The 26490-nt window shown below is 36.0% G+C and carries 30 protein-coding genes and 1 tRNA gene; 21 read left to right on the top strand and 10 right to left on the bottom strand.

What is annotated here, in order from left to right; genetic code table 11:
- Positions 1–34: 34 nt before the first annotated feature.
- The 10 genes from M9426_RS04355 (at position 35) to M9426_RS04310 (ending at position 8269) form a co-directional block, all read left to right on the top strand.
- Complete coding sequence (locus M9426_RS04355) at positions 35–1432, top strand: APC family permease (RefSeq protein ID WP_250342584.1); 1398 nt, start codon at positions 35–37, stop codon at positions 1430–1432.
- A 1-nt stretch (position 1433) separates the two neighbouring features.
- Positions 1434–3059: an amidohydrolase gene (locus tag M9426_RS04350; RefSeq protein WP_250342583.1), complete on the top strand. Its 1626-nt coding sequence runs from the start codon at positions 1434–1436 to the stop codon at positions 3057–3059.
- A gap of 6 nt (positions 3060–3065) precedes the next feature.
- A complete protein-coding gene (locus M9426_RS04345; protein ID WP_250342582.1) occupies positions 3066–3554 on the top strand; it encodes a free L-methionine (R)-S-oxide reductase MsrC in 489 nt (162 codons plus the stop codon).
- 141 nt (positions 3555–3695) lie between these two features.
- Complete coding sequence (locus M9426_RS04340) at positions 3696–4181, top strand: hypothetical protein (protein WP_250342581.1); 486 nt, start codon at positions 3696–3698, stop codon at positions 4179–4181.
- Positions 4182–4349: 168 nt separating this feature from the next.
- Positions 4350–4499, top strand: coding sequence for a hypothetical protein (locus M9426_RS04335; protein WP_195444556.1), 150 nt, complete (start codon positions 4350–4352; stop codon positions 4497–4499).
- Positions 4500–4563: 64 nt separating this feature from the next.
- The gene (locus M9426_RS04330) at positions 4564–5223 is read left to right on the top strand and encodes an ABC transporter ATP-binding protein (RefSeq protein WP_195444558.1); all 660 of its coding nucleotides are present in this window, start codon (positions 4564–4566) and stop codon (positions 5221–5223) included.
- On the top strand, positions 5220–5921 hold the full coding sequence (locus M9426_RS04325; RefSeq protein WP_250342580.1) for a hypothetical protein: 702 nt from the start codon (positions 5220–5222) through the stop codon (positions 5919–5921). The genes M9426_RS04330 and M9426_RS04325 overlap by 4 nt, the downstream gene beginning before the upstream one ends.
- Entirely contained in the window at positions 5912–6544 is a 633-nt protein-coding gene (locus tag M9426_RS04320) for a hypothetical protein (RefSeq protein ID WP_250342579.1), read from the top strand. The genes M9426_RS04325 and M9426_RS04320 overlap by 10 nt, the downstream gene beginning before the upstream one ends.
- Positions 6544–7704, top strand: a complete 1161-nt coding sequence (locus M9426_RS04315; protein ID WP_250342578.1) for a sensor histidine kinase — start codon at positions 6544–6546, stop codon at positions 7702–7704. The genes M9426_RS04320 and M9426_RS04315 overlap by 1 nt, the downstream gene beginning before the upstream one ends.
- Positions 7682–8269, top strand: a complete 588-nt coding sequence (locus M9426_RS04310) for a response regulator transcription factor (RefSeq protein ID WP_250342577.1) — start codon at positions 7682–7684, stop codon at positions 8267–8269. The genes M9426_RS04315 and M9426_RS04310 overlap by 23 nt, the downstream gene beginning before the upstream one ends.
- Positions 8270–8306: 37 nt before the next feature.
- On the opposite strand, the gene M9426_RS04305 is transcribed toward M9426_RS04310, so the two are convergent.
- Together M9426_RS04305 and M9426_RS04300 are read right to left on the bottom strand one after the other, a co-directional pair.
- Positions 8307–8852 carry a nitroreductase family protein gene (locus M9426_RS04305; RefSeq protein WP_060799893.1) on the bottom strand — a complete coding sequence of 182 codons (546 nt, stop codon included), beginning with the start codon at positions 8850–8852 and terminating at the stop codon, positions 8307–8309.
- A gap of 1 nt (position 8853) precedes the next feature.
- Positions 8854–9543, bottom strand: a complete 690-nt coding sequence (locus M9426_RS04300) for a DUF188 domain-containing protein (RefSeq protein WP_250342576.1) — start codon at positions 9541–9543, stop codon at positions 8854–8856.
- Between the two features lie 97 nt (positions 9544–9640).
- Between M9426_RS04300 and M9426_RS04295 the strand changes: the two genes are divergently transcribed.
- Complete coding sequence (locus tag M9426_RS04295; RefSeq protein ID WP_250342575.1) at positions 9641–10792, top strand: LCP family protein; 1152 nt, start codon at positions 9641–9643, stop codon at positions 10790–10792.
- Between the two features lie 208 nt (positions 10793–11000).
- Here M9426_RS04295 and pepT read toward each other — a convergent pair whose 3' ends face one another.
- Positions 11001–12209: a peptidase T gene (gene pepT, locus M9426_RS04290; RefSeq protein WP_250342574.1), complete on the bottom strand. Its 1209-nt coding sequence runs from the start codon at positions 12207–12209 to the stop codon at positions 11001–11003.
- A gap of 63 nt (positions 12210–12272) precedes the next feature.
- Positions 12273–12746 carry a methylglyoxal synthase gene (locus M9426_RS04285; RefSeq protein WP_005957064.1) on the bottom strand — a complete coding sequence of 158 codons (474 nt, stop codon included), beginning with the start codon at positions 12744–12746 and terminating at the stop codon, positions 12273–12275.
- 114 nt (positions 12747–12860) lie between these two features.
- Between M9426_RS04285 and rpsF the strand changes: the two genes are divergently transcribed.
- The 7 genes from rpsF to M9426_RS04250 all read left to right on the top strand — a co-directional run bounded on the left by rpsF (position 12861) and on the right by M9426_RS04250 (position 17105).
- On the top strand, positions 12861–13145 hold the full coding sequence (gene rpsF / locus M9426_RS04280; RefSeq protein WP_005957107.1) for a 30S ribosomal protein S6: 285 nt from the start codon (positions 12861–12863) through the stop codon (positions 13143–13145).
- A 9-nt stretch (positions 13146–13154) separates the two neighbouring features.
- Positions 13155–13691 carry a single-stranded DNA-binding protein gene (locus M9426_RS04275; protein WP_060799888.1) on the top strand — a complete coding sequence of 179 codons (537 nt, stop codon included), beginning with the start codon at positions 13155–13157 and terminating at the stop codon, positions 13689–13691.
- Positions 13692–13702: 11 nt separating this feature from the next.
- A complete protein-coding gene (rpsR, locus tag M9426_RS04270) occupies positions 13703–13927 on the top strand; it encodes a 30S ribosomal protein S18 (protein WP_005957053.1) in 225 nt (74 codons plus the stop codon).
- Between the two features lie 167 nt (positions 13928–14094).
- Positions 14095–15114 carry a copper amine oxidase N-terminal domain-containing protein gene (locus M9426_RS04265; protein WP_250342573.1) on the top strand — a complete coding sequence of 340 codons (1020 nt, stop codon included), beginning with the start codon at positions 14095–14097 and terminating at the stop codon, positions 15112–15114.
- 138 nt (positions 15115–15252) lie between these two features.
- Positions 15253–15573 carry an ArsR/SmtB family transcription factor gene (locus M9426_RS04260; protein WP_250342572.1) on the top strand — a complete coding sequence of 107 codons (321 nt, stop codon included), beginning with the start codon at positions 15253–15255 and terminating at the stop codon, positions 15571–15573.
- Positions 15574–15599: 26 nt separating this feature from the next.
- Complete coding sequence (gene arsB, locus M9426_RS04255) at positions 15600–16640, top strand: ACR3 family arsenite efflux transporter (RefSeq protein WP_195444581.1); 1041 nt, start codon at positions 15600–15602, stop codon at positions 16638–16640.
- Between the two features lie 51 nt (positions 16641–16691).
- On the top strand, positions 16692–17105 hold the full coding sequence (locus M9426_RS04250; RefSeq protein WP_250342571.1) for an arsenate reductase ArsC: 414 nt from the start codon (positions 16692–16694) through the stop codon (positions 17103–17105).
- A 364-nt stretch (positions 17106–17469) separates the two neighbouring features.
- Here the strand turns inward: M9426_RS04250 and M9426_RS04245 are convergent, their stop codons facing one another.
- The 3 genes from M9426_RS04245 to M9426_RS04235 all read right to left on the bottom strand — a co-directional run bounded on the left by M9426_RS04245 (position 17470) and on the right by M9426_RS04235 (position 21616).
- The gene (locus M9426_RS04245; RefSeq protein ID WP_250342570.1) at positions 17470–18777 is read right to left on the bottom strand and encodes a YjiH family protein; all 1308 of its coding nucleotides are present in this window, start codon (positions 18775–18777) and stop codon (positions 17470–17472) included.
- A gap of 221 nt (positions 18778–18998) precedes the next feature.
- On the bottom strand, positions 18999–20708 hold the full coding sequence (locus M9426_RS04240; protein ID WP_250342569.1) for a hypothetical protein: 1710 nt from the start codon (positions 20706–20708) through the stop codon (positions 18999–19001).
- Entirely contained in the window at positions 20708–21616 is a 909-nt protein-coding gene (locus M9426_RS04235) for an FUSC family protein (protein ID WP_250342568.1), read from the bottom strand. The genes M9426_RS04240 and M9426_RS04235 overlap by 1 nt, the downstream gene beginning before the upstream one ends.
- Before the next feature lie 166 nt (positions 21617–21782).
- On the opposite strand from M9426_RS04235, the gene hpf reads away from it, so the two are divergent.
- Positions 21783–22310 (top strand): ribosome hibernation-promoting factor, HPF/YfiA family, encoded by a 528-nt coding sequence (gene hpf / locus M9426_RS04230; RefSeq protein ID WP_005957025.1) that lies wholly within the window; start codon positions 21783–21785, stop codon positions 22308–22310.
- Between the two features lie 107 nt (positions 22311–22417).
- Here the strand turns inward: hpf and M9426_RS04225 are convergent, their stop codons facing one another.
- The 3 genes from M9426_RS04225 to M9426_RS04215 form a co-directional block, all read right to left on the bottom strand.
- Positions 22418–23872 carry a carbon starvation CstA family protein gene (locus M9426_RS04225; RefSeq protein WP_250342567.1) on the bottom strand — a complete coding sequence of 485 codons (1455 nt, stop codon included), beginning with the start codon at positions 23870–23872 and terminating at the stop codon, positions 22418–22420.
- Between the two features lie 538 nt (positions 23873–24410).
- Entirely contained in the window at positions 24411–24731 is a 321-nt protein-coding gene (locus M9426_RS04220; protein ID WP_250342566.1) for a CC/Se motif containing family, read from the bottom strand.
- Positions 24732–24925: 194 nt separating this feature from the next.
- A tRNA-Pro gene (locus M9426_RS04215) sits at positions 24926–25002 on the bottom strand.
- Between the two features lie 187 nt (positions 25003–25189).
- Here M9426_RS04215 and M9426_RS04210 point away from each other — a divergent pair.
- Together M9426_RS04210 and M9426_RS04205 are read left to right on the top strand one after the other, a co-directional pair.
- A complete protein-coding gene (locus tag M9426_RS04210) occupies positions 25190–25828 on the top strand; it encodes an HAD family hydrolase (RefSeq protein ID WP_250342565.1) in 639 nt (212 codons plus the stop codon).
- Entirely contained in the window at positions 25825–26475 is a 651-nt protein-coding gene (locus M9426_RS04205; protein WP_250342564.1) for a VanZ family protein, read from the top strand. The genes M9426_RS04210 and M9426_RS04205 overlap by 4 nt, the downstream gene beginning before the upstream one ends.
- The last annotated feature ends 15 nt before the right edge of the window (positions 26476–26490 follow it).

Here is a 26490-nt window from a genome sequence, read left to right as displayed (position 1 = left end):
ATTAATAAGAGAAGAAAAAAGAAAGAGGTGTGTTATGAATAATAATTCAAAGGACATTGAAAAATTAACCACAGAGACTACTGAGTTTAAGAGAGAAATTGGTGTCTTTGGCGGCGTAAGCATTATTGGCGGGATCATGATAGGATCAGGTATCTTCTATCTTGGCTCCTATGTTCTACAAAGGACGGGCATGAACTCTGGCCTTGCCCTTGTCTGTTGGATTATTGGAGGACTTATCACCCTATTTGGTGGTCTTTGCTATGCAGAACTTGGTACTGCCATGCCAAAGGCTGGGGGAAGAATTGTCTACTTAAACGAAGCCTACCACCCAATAGTTGGATTTATTTCTGGCTTTACTGACTGGTTAGTTGGTGGACCAGGTTCCGTTGCCGCAGTTGCTATTGCCTTGATGTCAGTTTTCAAAAGTTTCTTTGAAATTTCTGACTTTGGAATTAAGATGGCAGCCATAACTTTGATAATTGTTTTAACTATCTACAACATGCTTGGAGTTAAGGCTTCAGCAATTTTACAAAACCTCTCCATGGTGGCAAAGCTTGTTCCCATTGGATTAGTAATGATAGCAGCCCTCTTTGTAGGTAAGGTTAGCCCAGACTTAAGTCTTAGAACAGCTTTTGAATACTCAAGGACAAGTGGAACAAATATTTTTGGCATGATAGCCATAGCTGTTGTTGCAACTCTTTGGGCCTATGAAGGTTGGACTAACTTGAACACAGTTGCAGAAGAGATAAAGGAGCCTCACAAGAACCTACCTCTTGCTCTAATAGTTGGTATTGGTGGTATCACAGTTCTTTATACTTTATTTAACTTTGCAATAATGAAGGTTATACCTCACGAAGAAATCGTATCAATGATAGATTCTGGCGACTTATATCTTGGAACAGAAGTTGCCAAGAGAGTATTTGGTCACGCAGGAGTAATAATTGTTAGTGCCGGCATGATTCTTGCCATGTTTGGAACTCTTAACGGACTTATTCTTGCTCAACCAAGAATGTACTATGCCATGGCAGTTGAAGGTCACTTCTTCAAGTCCTTTGCAAAACTTCATCCAAAGTATAAGGTTCCAACTGCCCCAATGATTGTACAATGTGTATTCTCTTGTCTACTTGTGCTTTCATCAAACCTTGACCAACTTACTAACATGGTTGTAATCACTGGAATGATTTTCTCGGTTCTTACAATTTTATGTGTGCCAATCCTTAGGAAAAAATATCCAAAGATTGAAAGGCCTTACAAGGTTTGGTTCTACCCTGTGTCTGTAGTTATTACAGCCCTAATCTTTGCAGGACTTGTTGTCCAAGGTGCAATTGAAGATCCAATCACAGGACTTACTGGACTTATAGTTCCAATCCTTGGTGCAATCACTTATATGATTTTTGATGCGAAACTTAAAAGAGAGAAAAACGAGGGATAAGATGAAAAAATTATTTTACAACGGAAAAGTTTATGTCAATAGGGATGAATTTCAAGAGGCAATCTATCTTGAAGGAGAATTTATAAAAGAAGTTGGAAAAACAGAAGACCTTGTAAAAAAATATGACCAAGATGATGTAGAAAAAGTTGACCTTGAGGGCAGGACAGTTATACCTGGCCTCAATGACTCCCACCTTCACTTTATGCAATTTGGCGAAAGCATGAACCAAGTTGACATTGAGGGAGTTGAGTCCATTGAAGAAATGATTGAAAGATGTAAACTTTTCATGGAGAAAAATCCAAAGAGATGCAAAAAGGGGATCCATGCCCTTGGTTGGAACCAAGACTTTTTTAAGGGAGACAAGAGGATACCAAATAGATTTGACTTGGATAAGATTTCTACAGAAATTCCAATAGTTCTTGAAAGAGTTTGCGGTCACATAGTTTCATCAAACACCAAGGTCATAGAAATCCTTGGACTAACAAAGGATAGCCCACAATATCCTGATGGTGAATTTTTAATTGGCGATGACGGTTACCCATCTGGGGTCTACACAGCCAATGCCTGCAACTTTGCCAAGGATGTAATACCAGACTTCACCCTTGAAGAAAGACGTGAAATGCTTTTAGAAACTATGGACTACGCAGTGTCTTGTGGACTTACATCAGTCCAATCAAATGACGTTGGTACAACTTTTATGAATGGACCTGTAGCCTTTAAACTTTTAAAGGATATCTACAAGGAAAATAAAAAAATCAGATACAGACACCAAGTTTGCTTTAACGACTTTGGTGAATTTGAAAAATATTTGTCTGACGGAGAGTACTCTAATAAGGACAAGGAATATGACACAAATTATTTAAAGCTTGGACCTTTGAAATTATTTAAGGATGGATCCCTTGGTGCAAGGACTGCCCTAATGCGTAATGGCTACAATGATGACAGGGACAATCACGGACTTCCTTGGATCAAGGACGAAGAGATGAGAAAGTATGTCAAGCTTGCATCAGAAAACGACCTTCAAGTTATAACTCACGTTATTGGGGACAAGGCCATTGAAGACACAGTTAAGTGCTATGAAGATTCCTTTGTCGATGGAGAAAACAAACTTCGCCACACTCTCGTTCACTGCCAAATCACTGATAGAGAATTAGTTGAAAGAATTGCAAGAGATGACATCTGCGTAATGGCACAACCAATCTTCTTAGACTACGATATGAAGGTTGTGGAAGATAGGTGTGGCAAAGAACTTGCCTCCACATCCTATGCCTTCAAGAGCCTAAAGGACCTTGGTGCTCACGTAGCCTATGGAACTGATGCCCCAGTTGAAAATCTAAATCCCTTCCCAAATATTTACATGGCAGTAACTCGTAAGGACAAGAAGGGAAATCCTGAAGGAGGATTTTATCCTAAGGAGTGCGTGGACATCTACGAGGCCATTTATGCCTACACAGTAGAATCTGCTTACGTAGAATTCCAAGAAGACATCAAGGGAAGGATCAAAAAAGATTTCTTGGCTGACTTTGTAGTCCTAGACGAAGACATCTTTACAATTGACCCAATGGAAATTAAAGACATTAAACCAAGGATGACAATCGTTGGTGGAAATGTAGTTTACAAAAGATGAGGAAATATGACTTTAGAACTTAAGGGAATAGAAAACTTAGACAATAAGGAAAGACTTGACTACATGGTGGACTTTGGCAAAGCCACAATAAAAACTGAGGCTGACATGATCGCCATGATGGCAAATATCTCTTCTATAATATTCAATGTGGTGGAAGACTTAAACTGGGCAGGCTTTTATCTTGTAAGAGGAAATGAATTAATCCTAGGACCCTTCCAAGGTCTACCTGCTTGCACAAGACTTGCTGAAGAAGGAGTTTGCGTGGCAGCCTGGAAGGATAAAAAAGTTATGAGGATAGAAAATGTTCATGACTTTAAAGGGCACGTTGCCTGCGACTCGGCATCTAATTCAGAATTAGTCTTGCCAATCCTTGTTAAGAATGAAGTTATAGGAGTCTTGGATCTAGACTCACCAAGCCTAGGTCGCTTTACAAGTCTTGAAGAAGAAAAATTCAGAGAACTTGTGAAGGCTATGGAGGAAGAATTATCTAAATAAATTTGAGGAGCTTAGCCTCCTCTTTTTTATTATAAAATTGTAAGTCTTTTTTTGATTTCTTGTATGAATTATTTAGAAGATTTGTAATTTTTACTTGCTATACTTAGGGCATAAAAATTATTAAAGATAAGGAGTAAAAAAATGAAAAGAAATCTTAAAAGAAAAATAAGTTCAATTGTTCTAGTAGGAGTATTAGCTTTAGGCTTAGCTGCTTGCAGTAAAGCAAATGCAGCAGACTATTCAACTGGAATGGTATCCTATGAAGAAATTCAAAATGAATTTGCCCAAACTTGCAAAAATCTTACTTGGCCAGAAGGCTACGAAGTGCCAAAAGAAATCGACGAAAAGAAAGACGGCTCAGTCTACCAAAAAGGATTTGGAAACACAAGAGCAAGTATGTATTGGGAAGCTGCTTGGGAAAAGGAATGGTTAAATACCTACAAAACTGATCCGGAAAGAGCAGAGAAAGCCTTAAGAGAATTAGAAAAAGCAAAGAAAATGCCTTATATGTCAGAAGCATCTTGTGATGATGCCACAAGAGAATATTTCACTAAAATGTTAGAAAAAGCTAAGAAGGGCGACCCAACAGGTATTGAAGAAAACATTAAATTAAATGCACCTGAATAAGGCCTATCTTTACTCGTCAATTGAATCATTAGAAATCTAACCCCCAAAAAATTCTTTTGGGGGTTTAATTTTACAAGCAAATATAAAAACAGTATAATCGAAAATAAATAAAGTTTGCAGTTATTACTCATGAACTTATGACCATAAAAAATTAGAATGGAGTTAGAAATGAAATACTTTACACTTTCAAATATTATTATATTTGTTGGAATTTATATTTTTGCAAGTTTTCTCCTGGAGAAAGATAGGAAAAAGAAAAAATACTTGGGCATCATCCTAATATTTTTGGGATCCATCTTAAAGTTTTTGAATTATTAAAATTAAAAAATAAAGCTTAATAAAAAAATAAAATCACAGGAGACTTGCAAGCTAAGGAGGCAATATGAAAGACATAATACTTGTTGAAAATATTGAGAAGGCCTTTAAGGACAAGGAAGTCTTTTGTGATTTTTCTTTGTCTATAAGGGAAAAGACAGTCCACGCTCTTGTGGGTCCCAATGGGTCTGGCAAGACAAGTCTCTTGAGGATCTTGACAGGAATTTACAAGTGCAAGGGCCATGTGGAAGTCAAGGGATCCTATGCCATGCTCCTTGAAAATGACTACCTCTACGAGGACAAGACTGGGATTGAAAATATAAATATTTACTCTCTCTACTTTAATTTTAGGAAGGAGGGCTACAAGACTTATGCCGACATCTTGGGAATCACTGATGACCTAGACAGGAAGGTGTCAACGTACTCCAAGGGTATGAAGAGGAAGCTATCACTTCTCATCATTGTCCTAATGGATCGGGACATAATCTTCCTTGACGAAGTGACTTCGGGAGTAGACCCCCTATCTCGAGTGGAAATTAGAAAAATTATAAAAATTTTAAAGGACCAGGGCAAGACCATAGTCATAACTTCCCACGACTTGTCAGAGATTGAAAAAGTTGCAGACCTTGTGACTATGATTAAGGATGGAAAAATTTTATTCACCAAGGAAGTTTCTCAGCTTGGAGAAAATCTTGAGGACTTATTTATAGAGGAGGGATCAAAATGAAGGACAAGGCTTTAAACAAGACAGCCAGATACCTAATCTTTAGGGACAGGGAAGTTATCATCAACACAGTTTTATTTCTTGTCATCACCTTTGCCTACCTTCTCGGTCTTTACAAATTTCTTTTTGCGAACAAGGGAGAGGATTTTATTATCCTCATGACCTACGCCCTCATACTTGGTTTTGGGATAATTGGGTCCAACACCATCCTTGTAAACTTAAGTCTCAAGGACAAGCTAAGTGGAAGGTTGGAGTTTTTGCTTGGGACTGGACTTGACGTTAGAGAAATCATCAAGGCTTACTCCATAGAAAATTGGAGGATTTCATCTCTTCCGTCCTTTGTAATTTTTTTTGGAACTTATGTTATTTGTGACTTGGGAAAATCCTTTGTCGCTCTCTACCTTTCATGCATAGGCCTTCATTATTTTTTGATCTTGACCCTTAACGTCATGGCAATGTATAGGAAGAATTTTAAATTTTTCAAAAATCTAATTTATTTCTCAACAAGTCTTTTGATTTATCTCTTTGGTGTATTTTCTAAAAAGATTATATTGATTTTTGAAAGACAAAACTTAGATGTGAATATTTTTATACTTGGAATAAATATTTTTGCAACTATTGTTTTAGCTGCCTATTCCTTTTACCAAATTAAAAAAATGGACAATGAAAGTGTCATGGAGGTGAAATCAGTTTGGTCATAAAATTAATTGGACTAGATCTTAAAAAAACTTTAGACAAAAATGCCCTTTTAATGGCCTTTTTTGGACTTGTATTTACCTACCTTTCCAGCTTCTCCCTTGAAGAGGGATTAAGCATATCTAGGCTCATGGGTATAGAAGGTCTTGCCTTCTTGTTTTTAATTTTTGCCCTAGAGTTTTCTAAGGCTAGCTTGCAAGAAGACAAGGCCAAGAAAAAAATTGAGTTTGTCCTTGCTAATGGTCTTGGGATAAAGTTCCTAGTCATAAAATATTTTGGGGCTATTTACTTATCTAGCCTCATTACACTTTTGCCAGCTATCCTACTTTTTTCCTTTAAGACAAGAATCAGTGTCCTTGAAATTTTTAACTTCTTACTTACATCAGGACTTTACACAAATTTTTTAATTCTAAAAATTTTAAACACAGTAAACATGAACAAGATGGCGGGGATCCAAAACAAGATAATTCTTCTTGGCATCCTCATCTTAATGGTCTCAATCAATATTTATATTTTTACTTCTATGATAAAATTGTACTTGATAAGCAAGTTTTTAATTTTAATTACTATAAATATTTTTGTTGCCCTTAGGACGAATAAGGAGAGAATTGGAGTGACCTACTTTTGATGGGGAAGAGAATTTTAAAAATTATAATTTGCCAATTTGCCCTAATTTTTTATTGGGCTTGGCTTTATAAAGCTGGGGACCTAATAGACAACCAGGCCCTAATGAACTTAATGAGTTTTTCAATAATAGGGACTATTTACGGATTTATTCACACAGAGATAAGCAAGGAAGAAGATAAGAAAAGCCACGGAGCCTTTATTTTTCTTTCATTTTTCCTTTTTGCCCTGGCCCTAAATAAAAATTTAAGTCCAATAATTTTTATGGGCCTGGGACTTGGAACCAGTCTATTTTATATTAAGAAGAATCTAAGAACTAATAGAGCCAGACACATTAGCGTCCTTCCAGTTTCAAGGAAGATGACCCAGGTGGCAAGTCTTGTCCTCCTCCTTGTCTTCACAGCCATAATTTATCTACTTGACCTTGAGGGTCCTGTGATTCACATCTTCTACCAAATAATATTTTTTGCTTACTGCCTCCTCTTTTACCTTTTCTTAAGGGACAGGGAAGACGTCTATGAAGAAGTCTTTAAACTTTTTTATATGTCTGAATATCTTGGCGAAGAACGTGAGAACTTTGCAAGACTTATCCATGATGAAGTCCTCCAAGATATTTTCGCTGCAAAAAATTATTTAAGTTTGTCAGAACCGAGAGTGGACCTGGCAAGAGATATTCTTACCAACTTAAACGGAAGGCTTAGGAAGATAATGAAGTTCTATCAAACAAGGCTCTTCGAGGACTTTGGCATAGAAGAAAACATTCAGGGAGTTTTTGAAAATCTTGCCAGCCTTTATCCAGAGAAGAAAACTAAGATAGACCAAAAAATTTCTGATGACCTAAGAGATAGTGCAAGCAAGGAAGAAGTTAGACTTATCTCAACTATTACCAAGGAGCTTGTCAACAACATCTACAAGCACTCAGAGGCCACCTATATTTTTTATAGGCTCTATGAAGATGAGGACTTTATACTTATGGAAGTTGAAAGCGACGGTATGAGAGAAGAAGACTTTAAAAACATCCAAGACTCCAAGAGGGGAGTCCTTCTTTTGAAGATGCTAATTAGGACAAAGGAAGGAGAAATTGCCTACGAGGACAGGAAGGGAAGTCTTTACACGAGAATAAAAATAAGAAGGTACAGAGATGAAAATTCTTTTATTAGATGACCACAAAATTTTTGGTGAGAGCCTGAAGGTCCTCTTGGAAGAGAGAGGAATTTCTTGCACCTACACCAGTAGCATAAAAAATTTTTACGAAGAAGTGGAAAAAGACTACGACCTCATCCTCTTGGACATAAACCTCAAGGAAGAGGAGACGGGCTTTGACATCTTAGATAAAATCCACGATAAAAACAAAAAAATTGTGATTTTAACTTCCTACGACATGATAAATTACAAGAGACTTGCCCTTGAGAAGGGTGCCAGAGACTTTATAAACAAGTCCCTTGATGTGGATGAGGTCATAGAAAGACTAGAGAAGGTCTACAAAGATGAAAAAATTTCTTTTGATGAGGATGAAAAAATAATTGAGCCTCTTACAAAAAGAGAAGAAGAGATTTTGATAGAAGTTCTGAGTGGCTTGACCAAAAAAGAAATTGCAGACAAGCTTTACATCAGCGAGAGGACCATCTACAACCACTTAGCAAATATTTACGCAAAGCTAGGTGCCAAGAACGCTATTGAAGCCTACAAGATTGCTCTTGAGCTTGGCTACATCAGGCCCCTTATGTAAAAATAAAAAAACTAGGCCATAAGACCTAGTCATAAATTTACTTATCTTCTGATATAATTTTATAAATTGCGTCAGAAGATTTTCTTTTTTTATCGCGAATTTTGTCGTCCTTGGCGTAACCTATGGCAATGACAAGTCTAATCCTCGACCTAGTGCCAAGGTATTTTTTGAGCTTGTCTTCGTCGAACCAACCCATGATGCAAGTTGATAGTCCAAGAGTAGTTGCTTCTGCTGTGAAGTAGGCTGCAGAGATTCCAATGTCAATGGACTTGTAGTCTTGGTCCTTGACGGATGATCCGATCTTTGCAGTGAGGTTGTAATTTTCTTCTGTCACTATGGCAAAGGCATTTACATCCTTGGCAAAAGAATTCATTGTCCCTAGTTGCAAGTGGTCTCTAATGTTTTTTGCCTCATCTCCATGGACGAGGTAATAAAAATAAGGTTGAGCATTGCAAGCAGAAGGAGCGAGCTTCATACTTTCAAGGCAGGCTTCGAGTTTTTCAACTTCAACTTCTCTGTCAGGGTCATAGGACCTGCAGGATTGTCTGACTTTTGCTAAATCTATAAAATCTTTAAACTCCATTTCATCCTCCTAAAAATTCATCCAAGTCTCCATCAAAGAAGAAAAATTCATCATCACGCATAAGGCAAGGGACCCCAACGCGATTTTCTTCTACAATCTCATCAAAGGCATCTGAGAAGTCTCTTTCCTTTAAAAACCTTTTGAGACTTGCCATAGAAGAAGTTATATCCACAATTTCACATTTGATTTCCTTCTTATTAATTTCCTCTATTGCCGGTGGACAGTCTGGGCAAAGACTTGAAACAAAAAGTGTTAACATACTTATTCCCTCCAAAAATTTATCTAGCGACCTATAAAAATCTTGGTCTAGCGATTTTTCCCTCTTAGGAATATTAGAGTAAATATTCCTGTCTCTCATTTTCTTGTTGAAGTGACGGCTGGCAAGTAGGCTCATGATGTTGTCGTCATCTACAAAGTCGCCCTGGAAGTCCAGGACCCTGGCACCCTTAGAAAGTCCAAGAGAGGCAAGTCCCCTGTCGTTAGTAATGACAAGATCACCCTGTCGTGCGTGGTTGGCTATATAGATGTCGGCTGCCTCCTTGGAGATGTCTACGTCCACGACTTGACCATAGGATGGCGTGAAGTCCTGGCTATAATTTTTTACAGTGACCAGCCTTGCTCCATATTTTTTTGAGAGATCTTCAACTATTTTTCTTATGGGCGAACCATCTGCATCTAATAATATTTTCATACCTATATTTTACCCCAAAGTGCAACTTTAACCAGCACAATAATAAAAGTATTGAAATATTGTCTTATTTTATATAGACTTAGTTTAGGAGGTTAATATGAAATATATTTACAGAATATTTGTATTCCTTACTGTTGTACTCCTCCTTGGGGCTTTGGGACTTACCTTTATATTTGCACCAAGAGGACAAAAATTAGCTAACGAAAACAAACTTAATAATAAAGATCAAGTGCAAGAACCAGAAAAAATTTCTATCTTTAACGAGAACGAAGACATTGTAAACATCCTTCTAGTTGGAATTGATTCAAGTGAAGTTACTTATGAAAAGGACGAGGACTCCAAGAGGGCAGACACCATTATGCTCCTATCAATTGATCCAAAATACGACAGGGTTAGACTCCTATCCATACCTAGAGATACATACTACAAGTTAAAGGGTTATGACAACTACAGGATGAATGCAGCCTACTCTCGTGGTGGAATTGATCTACAAGTTTCCAGTGTCGAAGACTTTTTGGGTATAAAAATTTCTCACTACGTCACAGTTAACTACGAGGCAGTAAAGGAACTTGTTGATGCCATTGGTGGTGTGGAAGTTTACACTCCAGCCTACAAGTACACAGATCCTTCAACTATACCGCCTCTTGTAATTAATTTTGAAGAGGGTCTTCACCTATTAAATGGAGAAGATGCAGTTAAATATCTTAGAATTAGAAAAATTTACAAGGACCAAGACCTTGACAGGATTAAGGCCCAACAAGGCTTTATAATGAAGATCTTCGACAAGATGAAGTCACCAAGGATGCTTCTTAAGCTTCCGAAATTAGTTTCCATTGCCAACAAGCATATTGAAACTGATATGAACTACGGACAACTTTCCTACCTTGCCTACTATGGTGTAACCCTTGATAGGGAAAATATAGGGATGTCAACAGCACCAGGTCGCACAAAGAAGGGGTCTCCTCTTTACTTTGTTGACAAGAAGGACGCTATGTATGTTGCATCTGAACTAGAAAGACTTAGAAATAGTTCTGAGGTCCAAGGAGAAGAGCCAAGGGACTACACAGAAGAAGAGCTTGCAAACATGACAGAGACAGAGAGGGCAGAAGCTGAACAAAAGATGAGGGACAAGAAGCTTAGGGACAAGTTAAAGGAAGAGGCAATTCATGAAAACGAGCCTTCCAATGAAAATTCAAATCCTAACAAGACTTCAAAGACTTCTTCAAAAACTACATCAAATAAAAATTAAGAGGACCCGCGAGGGTTCTTTTTTTGTAGATTTTTATTAGTTAGTAGTTTTCTGGGAGTTTGTAAAAGTTTATGACTTTATAAAAACTTAGTAAGTCATAAAAATAAAAAAATAAAATCTTATGACTTCATAAAAATAAAAAAATAAAATCACATAACCCTACAAAAATTAAAAATAAAAAATCACCAGTCGCCTGGTGATTCATAACTTATTCAACTAATAATTTTATTATATTTTTCACAACTTCCTTAGACTTTTCCATTTGGTCAAGACTCACAAGCTCGTAGCGACCGTGGTAGTTGTAGCCGCCTGTGAAGATGTTAGGAGTCGGTAGCCCCATAAAGGAAAGTTTTGATCCGTCAGTTCCACCTCTTACTGGTCCAATCACTGGCTCGACACCTGCCATATCAAAGGCAGCCTTTGCCAAGTCGATGATTTCCATGTGGTCCTCAAGTTTTTCCCTCATGTTGTAATATTGGTCCTTGATTTCAATTTTTATCCTGTCCTTGTACTTTTTGTTTAAGAAGTCAGCAATATCTTCAAATAATTTCTTTCTAGCTTCAAACTTTTCCCTTGAGTGGTCCCTGATGATGTAGGACATCCTTGTGGACTCAACAGAACCTTCCATGCTAAGTAGAAGGGAGAAGCCCTCGTAGCCTTCTGTGTATTCAGGTCTTTCATTGACAGGAAGCATAGAATTAAATTCCATGGCAATAAGTTGAGAATTTACCATGGTGTCCTTGGCAGATCCTGGATGAACATTTTTCCCTTGGATTTCCACCTTGCATGAAGCTGCATTAAAGGTTTCATATTCAAGTTCGCCAAGAGGTCCACCGTCAACAGTGAAGGCAAAGTCTGCCCCAAAGTCTTTAACATTAAACTTGTCTGCCCCTCTGCCAATTTCCTCATCAGGAGTAAAGGCAATCCTTATGTCCCCATAGCTTGCGTCGGGATCCTTTAAAATCTCTTCCACAGCAGAAACTATAATTGCAATGCCTGCCTTGTCGTCTGCCCCAAGTAGGGTATTTCCATCAGTAGTTACTATAGTTTGTCCCCTTAAGTCCTTTAAGAAAGGAAAGTCCTTCACACTTGTTGTGAAGTCGTCATTTAGTTTAATATCAGCTCCGTCATAATTTTCTATAATTCTTGGTTTGACATCTTTTCCAGACATGTCGGGAGCTGTGTCCATGTGGGCAATAAAGCCCACAGTTTTCTTTGCCTTGACCCTGCCAGGGATCCTTCCATAGACGTAACCATTCTCATCAATTTCTGCTTCGATACCAAGAGAGCTTAGCTCTTCGACTAGATAATTGCCAAGGGCTAGCTGCCTCTCAGTTGATGGGCAAGACTCTGAAGCCTCGTCGCTTGTTGTCTCAAAAGACACGTATTTTAAAAATCTATCTAACATATTTGTCATAATAACCTCCAATAAAAATATTTTATCACAAAGAAAAGCGACTGATGGTCGCCTTAATTTTAATCAATCAAAATCATTTTTTGAAATTCTGTCTTCCACAGAATATTCATTGTCCAAAATTTCTACTTCATACTCGCTACTAAACATTGGGGATGACAAGATGTAGTCGGCAGTTGTTGCTGATGTAGCAAGGGCTATGTTGTAGAGAGTTGAAATTCTTAAGAGGGCCTTGACGTCTGGGTCGTGAGGTTGTGCCTCAAGGGGATCCCAAAAGAAAATTAAAATATCAATTTGTGAATCTGATATCTTGGCGCCAAGCTGTTGGTCGCCACCTAGGGGACCTGACACAAGCCTCTTGACGTCGAGAGAAGTCTCGCGTGAGATAAGGGCTGCAGTTGTTCCTGTCCCAATAAACTTGTGACCTCTTAGTTCATCTTCATGTCTTTTTACCCAATCAAGAAGTTCCTTCTTCTTGTGGTCGTGGGCAACAAGGGCGATAGTCTTTTTTTCTTTAACTTTAATAGATTTAACTTCCATAAATACCTCTTTAAATAAAATCTTGACTAAGCAATTTCTTTAATATATAATATCAAAGATTGAAATCCTTGCATAGTTTAAATACTATGCCGAAGACCATAAGGAGGTGAAAGTATGAATAAATACGAAGCGGTGATTATGTTTTATCCTGAAGTGGAAGAAGAAAAAAGAAATGCTTCCTTCGATAGACTTAAAAAAGTAATCGAAAAAGACGGAAAAATCAATAACATTGATGAATGGGGAATGAAAAAACTAGCTTACGCAATCGACTACAAAAACGAAGCTTACTATATTTTCTATGAATTCGAAACAAAAGCAGAAGATATAGTTGAAATCAACAGAGTAGCGAAAATCATGGACCCAGTAATGAGACAAATGATTATCAAGGTTGAAGACTAAGGAGTTTTTATGAATAGTGTATGTTTAATCGGAAGATTAGCGAGAGATCCCGAACTTCGTTACGCACAAACTGGCACAGCAATGTGTCGTTTTACAGTTGCCGTAGATAGAAGATTAAGCAAGCAAAAGAGACAAGAAGCACAAGCTAACAATCAGCCAACTGCTGACTTTGTATCTTGTACAGCTTTTGGAGCTACTGCTGAGCTTATAGCAAACTATCACAAAAAAGGCAGCCAAATTGGAATCGAAGGTAGAATCCAAACTGGAAGTTACGAAAGAGATGGAAGAACAGTTTACACAACAGACGTTGTAGTAAATAATCTTACATTTATTGGATCTAGCCAAGGTGGGGGACAAGCACAAGGCGGCTTTAACCAAAACCAAGCTGGATTTAATCAAAACAACTTCCAAAACCAAGGCGGATTCAATCAAGCTGGCATGGCTAGCCCAGGACCAGTAAATTCTGCTTACGAAAATGATTTTTCAAAGAGCGATAACGATGACGATGGATTTTTCCCTGTTGATAATGACGATATTCCATTTTAAGGAGGGTAAAAATGCAAAGAAGATTTGGCAGAAGGAAAAAAGTAGATCCTTTTGAAAAAGATAAGACTAAAAAAATTGACTATAAAGATGTTGAAACACTAAGAAATTACATTTCTGACCGTGGAAAGATTCTTCCAAGAAGAATCACTGGCTTAAACGCTAAACATCAAAGAGAAATGACAGTAGCTATCAAGAGAGCAAGACAAATTGCACTTCTTCCATATAGCGCTGACTAATATGATTTAAACTGTTGGGTAGTAACCCAGCAGTTTTTTTATTGGAAATATTTAATCGGAAATTTTAAATCCTAGATTTTAATTTAAATTTAATTTATTTAATGTATAATCATACTAAAGAGACATATTAGCGGAATATTTTAGAATTTTAAAATAAGGAGGATTTTATGAAGAAGAAATTTATTTTGGGAGCGTCAATCTTGGCTCTTGCTATCCCAACTTTTGTCACTGCAAATTCTAATATTAGGATTTGGATGAAGGGCAATCTTATCAAGTCTGATGTGGCTCCTTACATTTATCAAGAGAGGACTATGGTGCCTCTTAGGGTGATTTCAGAAAATCTTGGCAAGAAGGTCCTTTGGGATGAAGCCAACAGGAGCGTGCAAATCAGTGACGGTTATGGCGGTGTTCTTTATTTAACTATTGATAAGAAGGAAATAGAAAATTTTGCTGGTGGAAATGGCAACACTATTAAGCTAGATGTGGCACCTCGCATCAAGGACGACAGGACTTTTGTGCCCCTAAGGGCAATTGCTGAAGCCTTTGGAGAAAGAGTTGACTGGGACAAAGACAAGAGGGTTGTTGTAATTGGCGAAGGCTATGACACTAATAAGATAAAAGAAGAAAAGAAGGAAGTCTTGGACCCACTTGGACTTGACTATCTTTACAATAAGGACATGGCAGGTAAGTCTGATGAAGAAAAGTCTAATTATGAAAAAAGAATGAGAGAAATGCCTTCAAAAGTTTTCAAGGGATACAAGAATGGTGAGGTTGAAGGATGTCTTGCCTGGTTATCTTTTGCAAAAGCTGGACAATTTTTTGAACCTGAATTAAATAAGAATCCATATTTAAATCCTAGAAAGGATGGTCTTGGAATAGGTGTAATTGAAAGAGGTGAATCTATGTCAGGCTTTGATGATTATGAAAAGGACGAGAAGTTTAAAAGAGAACTCTTGGGTCTTAATTCTGGTCCATGTATGGCAGGGCTTGAACACTTTGATTATTATTTAAACTTCGATGGAACTTTTAATTATTTTATGCTTCCACTTCACTATCAAGGTACTGCTCCTGAAATGTTAAAGGAAGTTAAGAATATTGTGGCACATCCTAAAAAGATAAAGTTTATAAAGGCTGATAAGAGTGAAATTGAAAAACTTTTAAAGACTCTTGACACGCATTACGATTAAGCTTACTAAAATATTTAAGTTATAGAGACTAGCTCAGGCTAGTCTTTTTTTTATTTAAAGGCTTTTAAAATTTTATTTTTTACATAACACATAGACACACATCAATGTGTTATGTATAATATTTAGGGAGGTGGGCTTGTGTTAAATGAAAATATGGATAAATATATTGAGTTTTCTAAAAAAATAAAGATTTTGTGTGAACCAAAGAGACTTCAAATTATAGACCTTTTGTCTTGTAGAGACTTGTGTGCCTGCGAAATTTTAGAATATTTTCATATAAGTCAGCCAACTCTTTCAAGTCATATGAAAAAGTTGGAGGAAGCTAATTTTGTAGAGTCTAGAAGAGATGGGAAAAATATTTATTACAAGCTTAAAGAAGATAGTTTAAAGGATGTAAAAAATTTTATTGATGAGATATCTACAAATACTGAAGATTGTATTTGCAAGACTCAAGAATAGTTTTTATAAAAATTAGGGGGAAAGAGATGAAGAGAGAAAGAGAAGATATTAATTTTTTTCAAAGGTATTTGACCTTATGGGTATTGCTATGCATGGGAGTTGGGATTTTTTTGGGGAAATTTTTTCCGCAAATGACAAGCTTTGTATCCAGTCTACAAGTTGAGGGTATTTCTGTTCCCATAGCAATCCTTATTTGGATAATGATTTATCCCATGATGATAAAGGTAGATTTTGAAAGTATAAAAGAAGTTGGGAAAAACCCCAAAGGTTTATTTGTAACATGGGTTACTAATTGGCTTATTAAACCCTTTACTATGTTTGGGATTTCTTACTTATTTTTCTTTATAATATTTAAAAATTTGATTCCAGAAGATCTTGCCAAGGACTATCTTGCTGGAGCAGTTTTGCTTGGGGCAGCCCCATGTACTGCCATGGTATTCGTTTGGAGCACCCTTACTAAGGGAGACCCAGCCTACACTGTTGTGCAAGTTGCCACAAATGATTTAATTATACTTGTTGCATTTATTCCTATAGTGAAATTTTTGCTTGGAGTTTCTAATGTAATTGTTCCCTATAAGACCTTGCTTGTAAGTGTCTTGCTATTTGTTGCAGTGCCCTTACTTGCAGGTGTTGTTACAAGAAAATACGTTGTAGGGAAAAAAGGAAAAGATTATTTTGAAGAAGAATTTGTCAATAAATTTGACGGAATAACAACTATTGGTCTCCTACTTACACTTGTCCTAATTTTTTCTTCTCAAGCAGATGTAATTGTTGAAAACCCAGTTCACATTATTTTAATTGGGATACCTTTAATATTGCAGACAATTTTTATATTTACAATTGCTTATTTAGCATCTAAATTCTTAAAATTACCTTTTAAGATAGCTGCACCTGCGGGATTAATTGGAGCTTCAAACTTTTTTGAGTTAGCGGTGGCAGTTGCTGTTGCACTATTTGGTGTAGGTTCAGCGGCATCTCTTGCATGCACTGTTGGGGTTCTGACAGAGGTTCCTGTCATGTTATTTCTTGTTAATGTTGCAAATAATACTAGGAAATTTTTTCCTTAAAAGTTATAAGATTATTTAAAAATTATTTATAAGCATTTGGAGGGGAGTAAAATGAAGAAGGCAAAAGTTGCTTTTATTTGTGTCCACAACTCTTGCAGGAGTCAAATTGCAGAAGCACTAGGAAAGCTTTTGGCAGGAGATGTTTTTGAATCTTATTCTGCTGGCACAGAAACAAAGGATAAAATAAATGAAGATGCAACTAGGTTGATGAAGGAAATTTATAATATTGACATGGAAATAAGTCAAAAGTCTAAAACTCTTGACAAGCTACCACCTATTGATATTGCCATAACAATGGGCTGTGAAGTATATTGTCCTTTTTTAGAAGCGAAATATAAGGAGGATTGGGGATTAGAGGACCCATCTGGGAAGAGTGATGAAGATTTTAAAATAGTTATAGATAAAATAGAAAAGAATATAAAAATCTTAAGAGAAGATATTTTAGAGGGAAAATATAATTTTTAATAAGAGGCTAGTTCAGGCTAGTCTTTTTTTTTGAGTTTTTATACAGGAGTAAAGACAATATCCAAGCAAAAATCCAAGAGCTTGCCTGTCCCAAAAGTCAAAATTATAATTTTTTATTTTTATTATTTCAAAGATTATTATAGAACTTGCCAAGAGATAGAAATATTTTCGATTTAAATTATTTTATTTTTCTAACTTATAGGCAAATAAAAATTCTAAGCTAATATAAATTATTGATTTTGTTAGGAATAAAAATTTCATACTATCACCAAGTTAATGATAACAAGAGTTTGTAAACTCTCTGTAAAGACAAATAAAAAAGGGACCTCATGGGCCCCTCATTTCTATTATTTTATTAAAGAAATTATCTAAATACTAGATAAAGTATTGGCATTGAAATTACTATACTTAAAATAACTCTTTCAATCCAGATGATAATGTAATCTGAGAATTTTAGAGGTATTTCTGTTCCCATCATAACAGGGATTGATGCTGAGAAGAATAGGATTTCTGATACAGAAACTATAGCAACTAGCATTTTTGTTATTAGACCAAGGCCAGCTTCTGCTACAAGTGGTGCTGGAAGAAGCATTTCTGCAATACTCATTCCCAGTGCTTGTGCAACCATAAGTGGTTCTTCCACCTTAGTGATTAGTGTAAATGGATAGAAGATGTAACCGATGATGTCAAAGATTGGAGTGTACTCTGCAAGCAAAAGTCCAATCATACCCACGCCAAGAAGAGATGGGGCGATGTTAAGCGCCATTTTAAAACCATCGATAAAGTTGTCTTTTATAACCTTTCCTAGGGAGTCAGCGTTTTTATAAGCTGTCATACCTGCATCAAGGGCATCAGCGAAAGTAACTTTTTTCTTTTCTTCTGGTACATATTCCTTGCCTGAATAATATTCTTGTGGCTTCTTGTTAAGTGGGAAGATTCTTGCTGTGATTGCTGTTACTAAGAAAGTAACAATAAGTGTAATCCAGAAGTAAGCTAGCCAGTAATCCATTAGGTCAAGAGTTTTTGCTACGATAATCATAAAAGTTGCAGAAACTGTTGAGAATCCTGTTGCTATAATTGCAGCTTCCTTCTTTGTGTAAGTGTCTTCCATGTAAACTCTGTTTGTGATTAAAAGTGCTAATGAATAAGAACCAACGAAGGATGCAACGGCATCTACTGCTGATCTACCAGGTGTTTTAAATACTGGTCTCATTACAGGTTCCATGAAAACTCCAATGAATTCCATAAGTCCAAAGCCTGTCAAGAAAGCAAGGAAGACTGAACCAATTGGCACAATTGTTGTTACAGATACCATGATTCCATTCCAAATAAGTGGAAGCATATCCTTGTCAAATATTCTTGCTGGTCCCTTATTTGTTAAATACATAAACACAAAGACAAGGGCAACTAATTTTAGTGCGAAGAAAACCATGTGAAGTTTACTTTTTTCCCATGACTTTGTCTTAATTGCATAAACTATGCCAGCTATTACCATGAAAACTCCAAAGATTAAATTATAATTTGGTGCCTTCTTAACAAAAGATGTTAAGTGGTCAATAGGGATGGTGTTAGCCTCTCCAATTTTAATTGGCACGAAGAACATGAAAATTCCAAATAGTGCATATAAAACGAACATCAAGATGTCCTTCGAATTAAATTTTTTAGTTTCCATTATTATTCCTCCTTTAAAATAATAAAAGTTTATCAAACAACTATCCTTTTACTTTATTATAGCATAGCAATATTTAAGGTAAAGGTTTTCTGTGTTTTTATGAAACTTTTTATTTGTAACACTTTAGAAGGATATAAAGAATTTTTTGTTTGACTATTTAAAAAAATCACCTGTTGAATTGAGTTCAATAAAAAAGACCTGGCTAACCAGGTCTAAATTTATTATTTGAAGTCAACTTCTATGACGTTGTTGGAGTTTGCTTCTTCAGTCCTGAAGTAGTCGTAGATGTCTCTTCCAAAGTTTGTAATTTTTATTTCTGCGATTTCTCCTCTTATAATGCCAAGGTCTTCGAGTATAGTTATTAGAGATAGCTCAAAGCTTTTAAATTCACGTTCATATAATCTCGCGGTCTTGTCTTCAGCTAGGTCTTTTATCAATTCTATGACAAAGGCCTTGTACTTTTCATAGTTCTTGCCAAAGGAGGACTTCAAGAAGTTCTTATTAGTTAAGGCTTCAATCCAGATTGCAAGTTTTGTAATGTCGTCAAAGACCAAGTAGTTGTCTGCTGTGTCTGTTAGATAGATTTCTTCCTTCTCGCCTTTTCCCTCTATTAGGGTTAGGTATTTCTTTATCATAAAGTTGAGATAGAGTTCAATTAGGGGGAAGTGGAAATTTTTATAGGTTTTTACCTCTTTTATAGGTCTGATGCCAAGGGAGTCAACGAACTCTCGTAGCTTGGCAGGGGAAAGGTCGCCAGACTTTAAGACACTTACATAATTCATATCCAAGAACTCGATAAAGTTGTCGAAATTTTCTATGAACTTGTTAGAGAAGACAGCCTTCTTATTTTTTGCCAAGATATTTAAAATGTTGTCATCGTAATAGAAACCATCTTGGCTATTCTTTAAGAGGTCAAGATAATAAAAAATATTTTCTTGGATATCTCTTAAATCACTTAGCATTGATCTAACAGGTCTTCCAAGTAGGGCAAGTTTTGAGTAGAAAATAATTAGGAAGTCTATAGAATTTGCTAGCTCTTCTTGATTTAAAAACTCGCCAGACTCAGCTAGGTCCTTGAAGATCCTTTTGTAGTCAAGATCATAGTCTCCAAAGGATTTGCCTTCTTCTGCAAGAATATTGAAGTAAATCTTCGAGAACAATCTTATAATAAATCCTATTATTATATCTTCGTTGGAGCCAGGGAATAACTTTTTGTAGTAGTCTAGGTTCTGTGCAACCCTAAGGTCCTCTGGCTCAAAGGAGTCTAGGAGCTCTTCAAACTCATAATAGGCATAGTCGTCTAGGTCGGGCTCTTCCTTTAAGTTTTCATAAGTCACTTCATAGACTGCAAGGAGATTTAAAAAGTCCCTCTTTATAAAGCCCCTATTTAATTCAAAGGGACCGAACTCTTCTTCTATGTGGTCAAATAAATTTTTCAAATTGCTTTGGAAGGCGAAGAAGTATTTATCGTCCATCATTTGTACAACTTGGAGGACCATCTTTCTCTCCTCTTCGCCAAAGACCCTAACAAGCCCCTTAGTGCTCTTGAAAAGTTCAATCCCCTTATCAAGTTCTACTTCTATATATTCATCTAAGATGCAGTCATAGAATAGGTAGTGGTCATCTTTTTTTTCTATATTAAAGAGAGAAACATAGGAGTCCCTCAAGATTTTTTTCATTCTTTCTATAGTAAACTCATCAAGGCCCTGAGATTCTAAAAGACTTCTAAGAACTCTGTCAGAATTTGGATAGAAGTCTTGGAAGTCAAATAAGACAAAGGATGCAAGATCTTCGTCACTCCTACCCATGATGTAGGGGTTTTCCCTCATGGGGGCGAATTCATCTCTTTTTAGGAAGTTCCTAAAGCCAATTGTAGACTTTTTTAAAAGCTTTCTAGCTATTTCAAAAATTTCTTTTTTATCTTTTTTCATTATTTCACCTTTATATTTTCGATTTCTTCCTTAAGTTGGTCCATGTATTTTAAAATGTATTCAATGTGGTAGTTGTAGACCCTATCCTCCACATCTAAGTCGGAGGAATATTCTTCCTCTAGGTCGTATCTCTTTAGAGCTTCTTGTGAGACTTCAAAACTAAAGTGGTCTGCATTCATATTTTCAACGACTTCAAGCCTAACAGAAATGCTTTCGATTAAAGACATAATTCTCTTCTCACGTGAAATCTTTTTGTATCTGTACTGGAAGGGGGTGTCAGCTTCCTTCTCCAAAAGTTTGTAGAGCTTTGTGGCACTTGCAAGTTCTCTATTAAATTCACTTAGGTCAATTTTTTCTCCAGAAAGAATTTGTTTCAAGACCAAGTTGCTTGACCTGTAGCAGCTTCTCGCTGCAAGAATAAAATCTTCCCAGACATTGGGTGAGGATATAAAATAATTTACCAAGACTCCAACTATGATACCAATAACAGTACCAATGATACGGTTTGTTGCGTAATAAAACTTGTCGGAGTTAGAGCAAAAACTTGCCACAAAAACTATGCAGGATAACTGAGTCATGTCCTTCATCTTCACAACTACTAAGATGTAAATTGTAAGTAGGATTCCAAGACCTGCTATTAGGGGCTCAAGATATTCCACAACAGAAATTTTTGAGAAGAAGTAGCCCACCATTACTCCAAAGACGCAGGTAAAGAGTCTCTTCTTAAAGTCCTCAAGGGACTCAGACATCGAAGGCTTCATAGTTGACACTGCGGCTATGGATACAAAGATGGCTGAGTCCAAATCTAAGAGGTAGGAAATGTAGAGACCAATGACAACTGCAAGAGCAGTCTTAAGGGTACGCATACCAATTCTATACTTGTAATCAATTTTATTTTTTATTGTCATAAGATCACAACCTTTAGAAAATTAAATTCTACGATTATTTATGCTAATTATATCAAGAAGAGCTCTAAAAGTACATTTAGGGAGTTTAGGAAAGTAATTAAATAAAATGATATATTTGTAAATTAATGGGTAAATATTAAACAAAGAAAAAAGGAGAGTGACATTTATGTTATTGAACTTTGTTGGAAAAAACATTGAACTTACAGAATCTTTGAAGGAAATTGCAGAAAAAAAATTCTCCAGGTTAGACAAATATTTTTCTGAAGAAGTGGAAACAAGGATTGTTTTCTCTACGATAAAAGATGAACAAACTGTTGAAGCTACAATATTTTTACCAAAGACAATTATTAGGGCAGAAGAAACTACAGATGATATGTACTCTTCAATGGACAACGCTGTGGATGCACTTGCTAGACAAATTAGAAAACACAAGACTAGATTAAAGAGAAGATACCAAAACAACGAAACAATTAGGTTTGATGAACTTATGGATAAGGAAGCTGCTAAGGACGAGCCAGAACACAAAATCGTAAAGAGAAAGAACTTCGAACTTAATCCAATGAATGAAGAAGAAGCAATTCTTCAAATGGATCTTCTAAACCACAACTTCTTTGTTTTCTTAGATGGAGATACAGACGGAGTTTCTATTGTGTATAAGAGAAAAGATGGAAACTACGGTAAGATAGAAGTTTAAAATTAAATTTAATATATAAAATTTTAGGACGCTGAGGCGTCCTTTTTTCTTTGATTTAAAAAATTTTCTTATTAAAAATAAAAAAGCTGGCAGGAGCCAGCTATATCTTATTCTAAATTTGTAGTTTCTATCCTAGTTTTATTTTTCTTACCAGTCTTAACAACGAAGATTGCGTAGGCAAGGGCTATGATGCCAGCTGCTGGATAGGCAATTGTAAATGGTAAGCCTAGACCAAGCTTCTTAACATTTATAATAAATGAGAAAACTATAAATGTGTAGAAAACTCCTGGTATCAAAGTTATTAAATAATTTTTGCCAGTGTTGATTAGATAAATTGTTGCAACTGCTAGGGCAAAGATCGCTACGAATTGGTTTGTGAATCCAAAGTATCTCCAAAGCATGTTAAAACCATTTGGGTTTGACTTTGCAAAGAAGAGAATTGCTGCTGCAGGTATAAATAAAACTGCTGCGAGGCTTGCTCTTTTTGCTCCAGACTTTTGGTCTATGTTTAATTCTTCAGAGATGATAAGTCTTAGTGATCTAAAGGCAGTGTCACCAGAAGTGATAGGAAGTGCAATTACACCAAGCACTGCAAGTAGTCCTCCAATGTCTCCCATGAAGTACTTTGAAATTTCTCCAACCATTAAAGTTCCAGCTGTGTCAAGTGGAGCCCTTCCTGTTGAGAAGATTACCATGGCACCAGCTGCCCAAACCATAGCTATGAAACCTTCAGCAATCATAGTTGAGTAGAAAGTCACCTTAGCTTCAGCTTCTGATTTAACAGTTCTTGACACAAGAGTAACTTGTGAACCGTGGAATCCTGATAGGATACCACAAGCAACTGTGATGAAGAAGGATGGGATAAACTTTTGACCAAGTGGGTGCTCAGCAAGAAGTCCTGCATTAGCAAAGGCTAGGTCCCCAGAACCCTTTACAAAAATTCCAATAAATACTCCAATTGCAGAGATAATTAAGAAGGCACCAAAGAGTGGATAAATTCTTCCAATTAACTTGTCAATAGGAAGTACAGTTGAAAGGATGTAGTAGGTAAAGATAACTGCGTAGATAATCCAAATTACATTGGAATCTACTCCAACCTTTAGGACGTCGTTGGCAATTAAATCTCCTGGAGTGTAAACAAAAACTACACCAGTTAAGAGAAGTAGGATTGCGATGACGATGTTATAAAACTTACGAACTCCATCGCCAATGTATTTACCAACAAGCTTTGGAACTTGTGATCCACCATTTCTCATAGAGATAAAGCCAGTCATGTAATCGTGGACTGCTCCTGCGAATACACAACCTAGTGGGATTGCCAAGAAGGCAATAGGTCCAAATAAAATACCTTGAATAGGTCCAAGGATAGGTCCAGTTCCTGCAATATTAAGTAGGTTGATAAGCCAGTTTTTCTTTTCGCTCATAACTACATAGTCTACTCCGTCAGCTTTTTTTACTGCTGGAGTTGGTCTATCGTCGGGTTGAAGTTGTTTCTCTACATATTTTGAATAGAAAAATCCTCCAACAAATAAAATAATAATTCCAATAATAAATAGTAACATAAATTCCTCCCCTTACTTTTATTATTTCCAATAAGATTATAGGGGAAGAGCCTCTCAATTACAAGAAATTGCGGTTTGAGAGTGGCTTTGAGAGGACTTTTTTAAAAAGTTTTTGTGAAAAATTTTTACGAATTTTACAAAAGTTTATTTAAATTAGACCTAAAGATAAATATTCGAAAGTTAAAGTCTACAAAATTTATAAAAATGATGAAAAATGAAAATAAAAATTAATTTTGTTAAGCTAAGGAATTTAAAAGTTATATATAGCTTGATGAAGTTTATTATATAAGAATTTGCGACTTTATAGTTTTGAATTTGCTAGTAATATATTGATTAAAGGATAATTTTTACAAGTTAATGAAGTTTTATGAGTTTATAAAAATCTATGAGCTTATAAAGTTCTACGAGTTTCTAAAGTCCTGTTAGTTTGTAAGTTTCTACAAGCTTATAAACTTTAATAAAGCCCTAAAAGTTTATTAAGTTCTATTAGATTAGAGATTTCAAATAAAAAAGACTGCAGATTTTTCTGCAGCCTTTATCATCTTTCAATTGAATTTATTTCGTTCTCCACATACAATTTTTTAAAACTTCCAAGACCTATTGCAGAAATAATTATTTCTGTGTCTTCACGGCCCTTGAAGAAGAGGTCAAGAGTTGGATTGTAAAAAATAGAAATGCCAGAGACCCTTACTTCCTTGTACCTGCCTGTGTCTTCACTATCCCTTGTAGAAATATCCAAATCAAAGACAGCAAGTGAGCAGCAAGATGCCTTTGCATCAACATCGGGATTGACAAAAATTTTTTCTATATTTTTCTTTTTTAAAAAATCGAGAGCCTTGTCTCTAAATATAAAATTCATAAAATCTCCTAAGGTAAGTCAAACTTTCCAGACCAATCTAATAAGTTCATCTTATTATACTTAATCTTATTCCAATTATAAGTCCAAGACTAAATAAGGACAAGTTAAAAATATTTTGGATAGTGCAAGGTCATTCAAATTTGAAGAATAAAATTGCAAAAAAAAAAGAAGGTATAAACCTTCAAATAAAAAAATGGTCGGGGTGAGAGGATTCGAACCCCCGGCCCCATGGTCCCAAACCACGTGCGCTACCAAACTGCGCTACACCCCGACGACAGATTCACAAAAGTGAAAATCTTATATTCTATTTTCGAACAAATACTATTATAACATGGAAAAAATATTTGTCAAAGCTTTTTTAAAATAAATTTACTTATTTGTAAGCTATCTAATTCATTATACTTGAAATCTATTAAAAATACAAATAAAATAGTATTGTTATGGAAAAAGGAGGGAACATGAAGGCTATTATTTTTGATTTAGACGGAACCCTAGTTGACTCTATGGGCTATTGGAGAAGTGTTTCTCGCGACTTCATGAAGACCAAGGGAATAGATATAGAAGATGCAGTTCAGCACAAGATGACAACCATGAACTTGGACGCATCCTTAAAATACATGAAGGACTACTATAAATTAGAAGAAAGTTTTGAAGAACTCTTTAGAGATTTTAGCAGGACTGTTGAAGATTTTTACAGGAATAAGGTTGAAGCTAAGGAAGGCTCTCTTGAAATTTTAAAATATTTTAAGGACAAGGGGATGAAGGTTGTAATAGGAACATCAACTGCTGATCACTTTGCCAATATAGTTATAGAAAAGTATGGCATAGATAAGTTTATTGACGGACTCTACACAGCTGATTCAGTGGGACACCTAAAGGGAGAAGAAGAATTCTATCTTTCAATTGCAGATGACCTTGGAGAAGATCCAGAAGAAATCTTTTTAGTTGACGACTCCTATCTTGCCTTAAGGACAGCTAAGAGAGCAGGCCTCATAGGGATTGGAATCTATGACGAAAATTCCAAGGACACTTGGGCAACAATTGTTGAAGAAAATAAATATTCTGCAAGAAAATTAATAGAATTGAAAAAGTTATGAGATTGTTTTTATTTTTTGCGGCAAGAATAATTCCTGCCTTTATAATTAGCTTTGTGGGCTTCTCTCTTATAAGAGTAAAATTTTTCGCCCACAGAAAGAAAAACTCCACAGGTTTTAGAGAATTTTTGCTCAGCCTTTTCGTAGCCTATCTAGTCTTCTTGGCTATCATGCTCTTCACACCTAATTCCTACATAGCAAGCTCTGGCATAAACCTTACCAATGAAAACTTTGACTTCGTTGGCAACTTTAAAGACAGAATAACATCAGGAGCATGGGGAGTTAACCTGGTTCCCTTTAGGACTATGACAAACTATATAAAATACTCAGGCTTCCTTCACACACTTATAAATATTTTTGGCAATATAATAATTTTTATTCCCTTTGGAATTTTGCTGCCAGAAATTTTTCCAAAGTTTAGAAAGTTATTAAAAATTTTAGGCGGGTCCATAGCAGCATCCTTCTTTGTAGAATTTATTCAATTTTTTATAGGAAGGTCAGTGGACATAGATGACTTAATATTAAATGTATTTGGAGCCCTTATTGGTTACCTAATCTGGGAGAAAGTTCTAAGATATAAATTTGCCGAGAAGAAGAGGAAGAGAAGGAGACCAAGAGCCCTTGAAATTGACAAAGACCAGGCCATCTAGTATAATTTTAGTCTA

This window comes from Peptoniphilus genitalis (assembly GCF_023614525.1).
Classification (GTDB): domain Bacteria; phylum Bacillota; class Clostridia; order Tissierellales; family Peptoniphilaceae; genus Peptoniphilus_A; species Peptoniphilus_A genitalis.
The sequence above is the reverse complement of the archived record's forward strand: the minus strand, read 5'-3'. Positions and strand labels throughout refer to the sequence as shown.

What these genes read in the sequence shown, in the direction of transcription:
- M9426_RS04355 (WP_250342584.1), top strand. Translation starts at nt 35, where the DNA reads ATGAATAATAATTCAAAGGACATTGAAAAATTAACCACAGAGACTACT.
- M9426_RS04350 (WP_250342583.1), top strand. Translation starts at nt 1,434, where the DNA reads ATGAAAAAATTATTTTACAACGGAAAAGTTTATGTCAATAGGGATGAA.
- M9426_RS04345 (WP_250342582.1), top strand. Translation starts at nt 3,066, where the DNA reads ATGACTTTAGAACTTAAGGGAATAGAAAACTTAGACAATAAGGAAAGA.
- M9426_RS04340 (WP_250342581.1), top strand. Translation starts at nt 3,696, where the DNA reads ATGAAAAGAAATCTTAAAAGAAAAATAAGTTCAATTGTTCTAGTAGGA.
- M9426_RS04335 (WP_195444556.1), top strand. Translation starts at nt 4,350, where the DNA reads ATGAAATACTTTACACTTTCAAATATTATTATATTTGTTGGAATTTAT.
- M9426_RS04330 (WP_195444558.1), top strand. Translation starts at nt 4,564, where the DNA reads ATGAAAGACATAATACTTGTTGAAAATATTGAGAAGGCCTTTAAGGAC.
- M9426_RS04325 (WP_250342580.1), top strand. Translation starts at nt 5,220, where the DNA reads ATGAAGGACAAGGCTTTAAACAAGACAGCCAGATACCTAATCTTTAGG.
- M9426_RS04315 (WP_250342578.1), top strand. Translation starts at nt 6,544, where the DNA reads ATGGGGAAGAGAATTTTAAAAATTATAATTTGCCAATTTGCCCTAATT.
- M9426_RS04310 (WP_250342577.1), top strand. Translation starts at nt 7,682, where the DNA reads ATGAAAATTCTTTTATTAGATGACCACAAAATTTTTGGTGAGAGCCTG.
- M9426_RS04305 (WP_060799893.1), bottom strand. Translation starts at nt 8,852, where the DNA reads ATGGAGTTTAAAGATTTTATAGATTTAGCAAAAGTCAGACAATCCTGC.
- M9426_RS04300 (WP_250342576.1), bottom strand. Translation starts at nt 9,543, where the DNA reads ATGAAAATATTATTAGATGCAGATGGTTCGCCCATAAGAAAAATAGTT.
- M9426_RS04295 (WP_250342575.1), top strand. Translation starts at nt 9,641, where the DNA reads ATGAAATATATTTACAGAATATTTGTATTCCTTACTGTTGTACTCCTC.
- pepT (WP_250342574.1), bottom strand. Translation starts at nt 12,209, where the DNA reads ATGACAAATATGTTAGATAGATTTTTAAAATACGTGTCTTTTGAGACA.
- M9426_RS04285 (WP_005957064.1), bottom strand. Translation starts at nt 12,746, where the DNA reads ATGGAAGTTAAATCTATTAAAGTTAAAGAAAAAAAGACTATCGCCCTT.
- rpsF (WP_005957107.1), top strand. Translation starts at nt 12,861, where the DNA reads ATGAATAAATACGAAGCGGTGATTATGTTTTATCCTGAAGTGGAAGAA.
- M9426_RS04275 (WP_060799888.1), top strand. Translation starts at nt 13,155, where the DNA reads ATGAATAGTGTATGTTTAATCGGAAGATTAGCGAGAGATCCCGAACTT.
- rpsR (WP_005957053.1), top strand. Translation starts at nt 13,703, where the DNA reads ATGCAAAGAAGATTTGGCAGAAGGAAAAAAGTAGATCCTTTTGAAAAA.
- M9426_RS04265 (WP_250342573.1), top strand. Translation starts at nt 14,095, where the DNA reads ATGAAGAAGAAATTTATTTTGGGAGCGTCAATCTTGGCTCTTGCTATC.
- arsB (WP_195444581.1), top strand. Translation starts at nt 15,600, where the DNA reads ATGAAGAGAGAAAGAGAAGATATTAATTTTTTTCAAAGGTATTTGACC.
- M9426_RS04250 (WP_250342571.1), top strand. Translation starts at nt 16,692, where the DNA reads ATGAAGAAGGCAAAAGTTGCTTTTATTTGTGTCCACAACTCTTGCAGG.
- M9426_RS04245 (WP_250342570.1), bottom strand. Translation starts at nt 18,777, where the DNA reads ATGGAAACTAAAAAATTTAATTCGAAGGACATCTTGATGTTCGTTTTA.
- M9426_RS04240 (WP_250342569.1), bottom strand. Translation starts at nt 20,708, where the DNA reads ATGAAAAAAGATAAAAAAGAAATTTTTGAAATAGCTAGAAAGCTTTTA.
- M9426_RS04235 (WP_250342568.1), bottom strand. Translation starts at nt 21,616, where the DNA reads ATGACAATAAAAAATAAAATTGATTACAAGTATAGAATTGGTATGCGT.
- hpf (WP_005957025.1), top strand. Translation starts at nt 21,783, where the DNA reads ATGTTATTGAACTTTGTTGGAAAAAACATTGAACTTACAGAATCTTTG.
- M9426_RS04225 (WP_250342567.1), bottom strand. Translation starts at nt 23,872, where the DNA reads ATGTTACTATTTATTATTGGAATTATTATTTTATTTGTTGGAGGATTT.
- M9426_RS04220 (WP_250342566.1), bottom strand. Translation starts at nt 24,731, where the DNA reads ATGAATTTTATATTTAGAGACAAGGCTCTCGATTTTTTAAAAAAGAAA.
- M9426_RS04210 (WP_250342565.1), top strand. Translation starts at nt 25,190, where the DNA reads ATGAAGGCTATTATTTTTGATTTAGACGGAACCCTAGTTGACTCTATG.
- M9426_RS04205 (WP_250342564.1), top strand. Translation starts at nt 25,825, where the DNA reads ATGAGATTGTTTTTATTTTTTGCGGCAAGAATAATTCCTGCCTTTATA.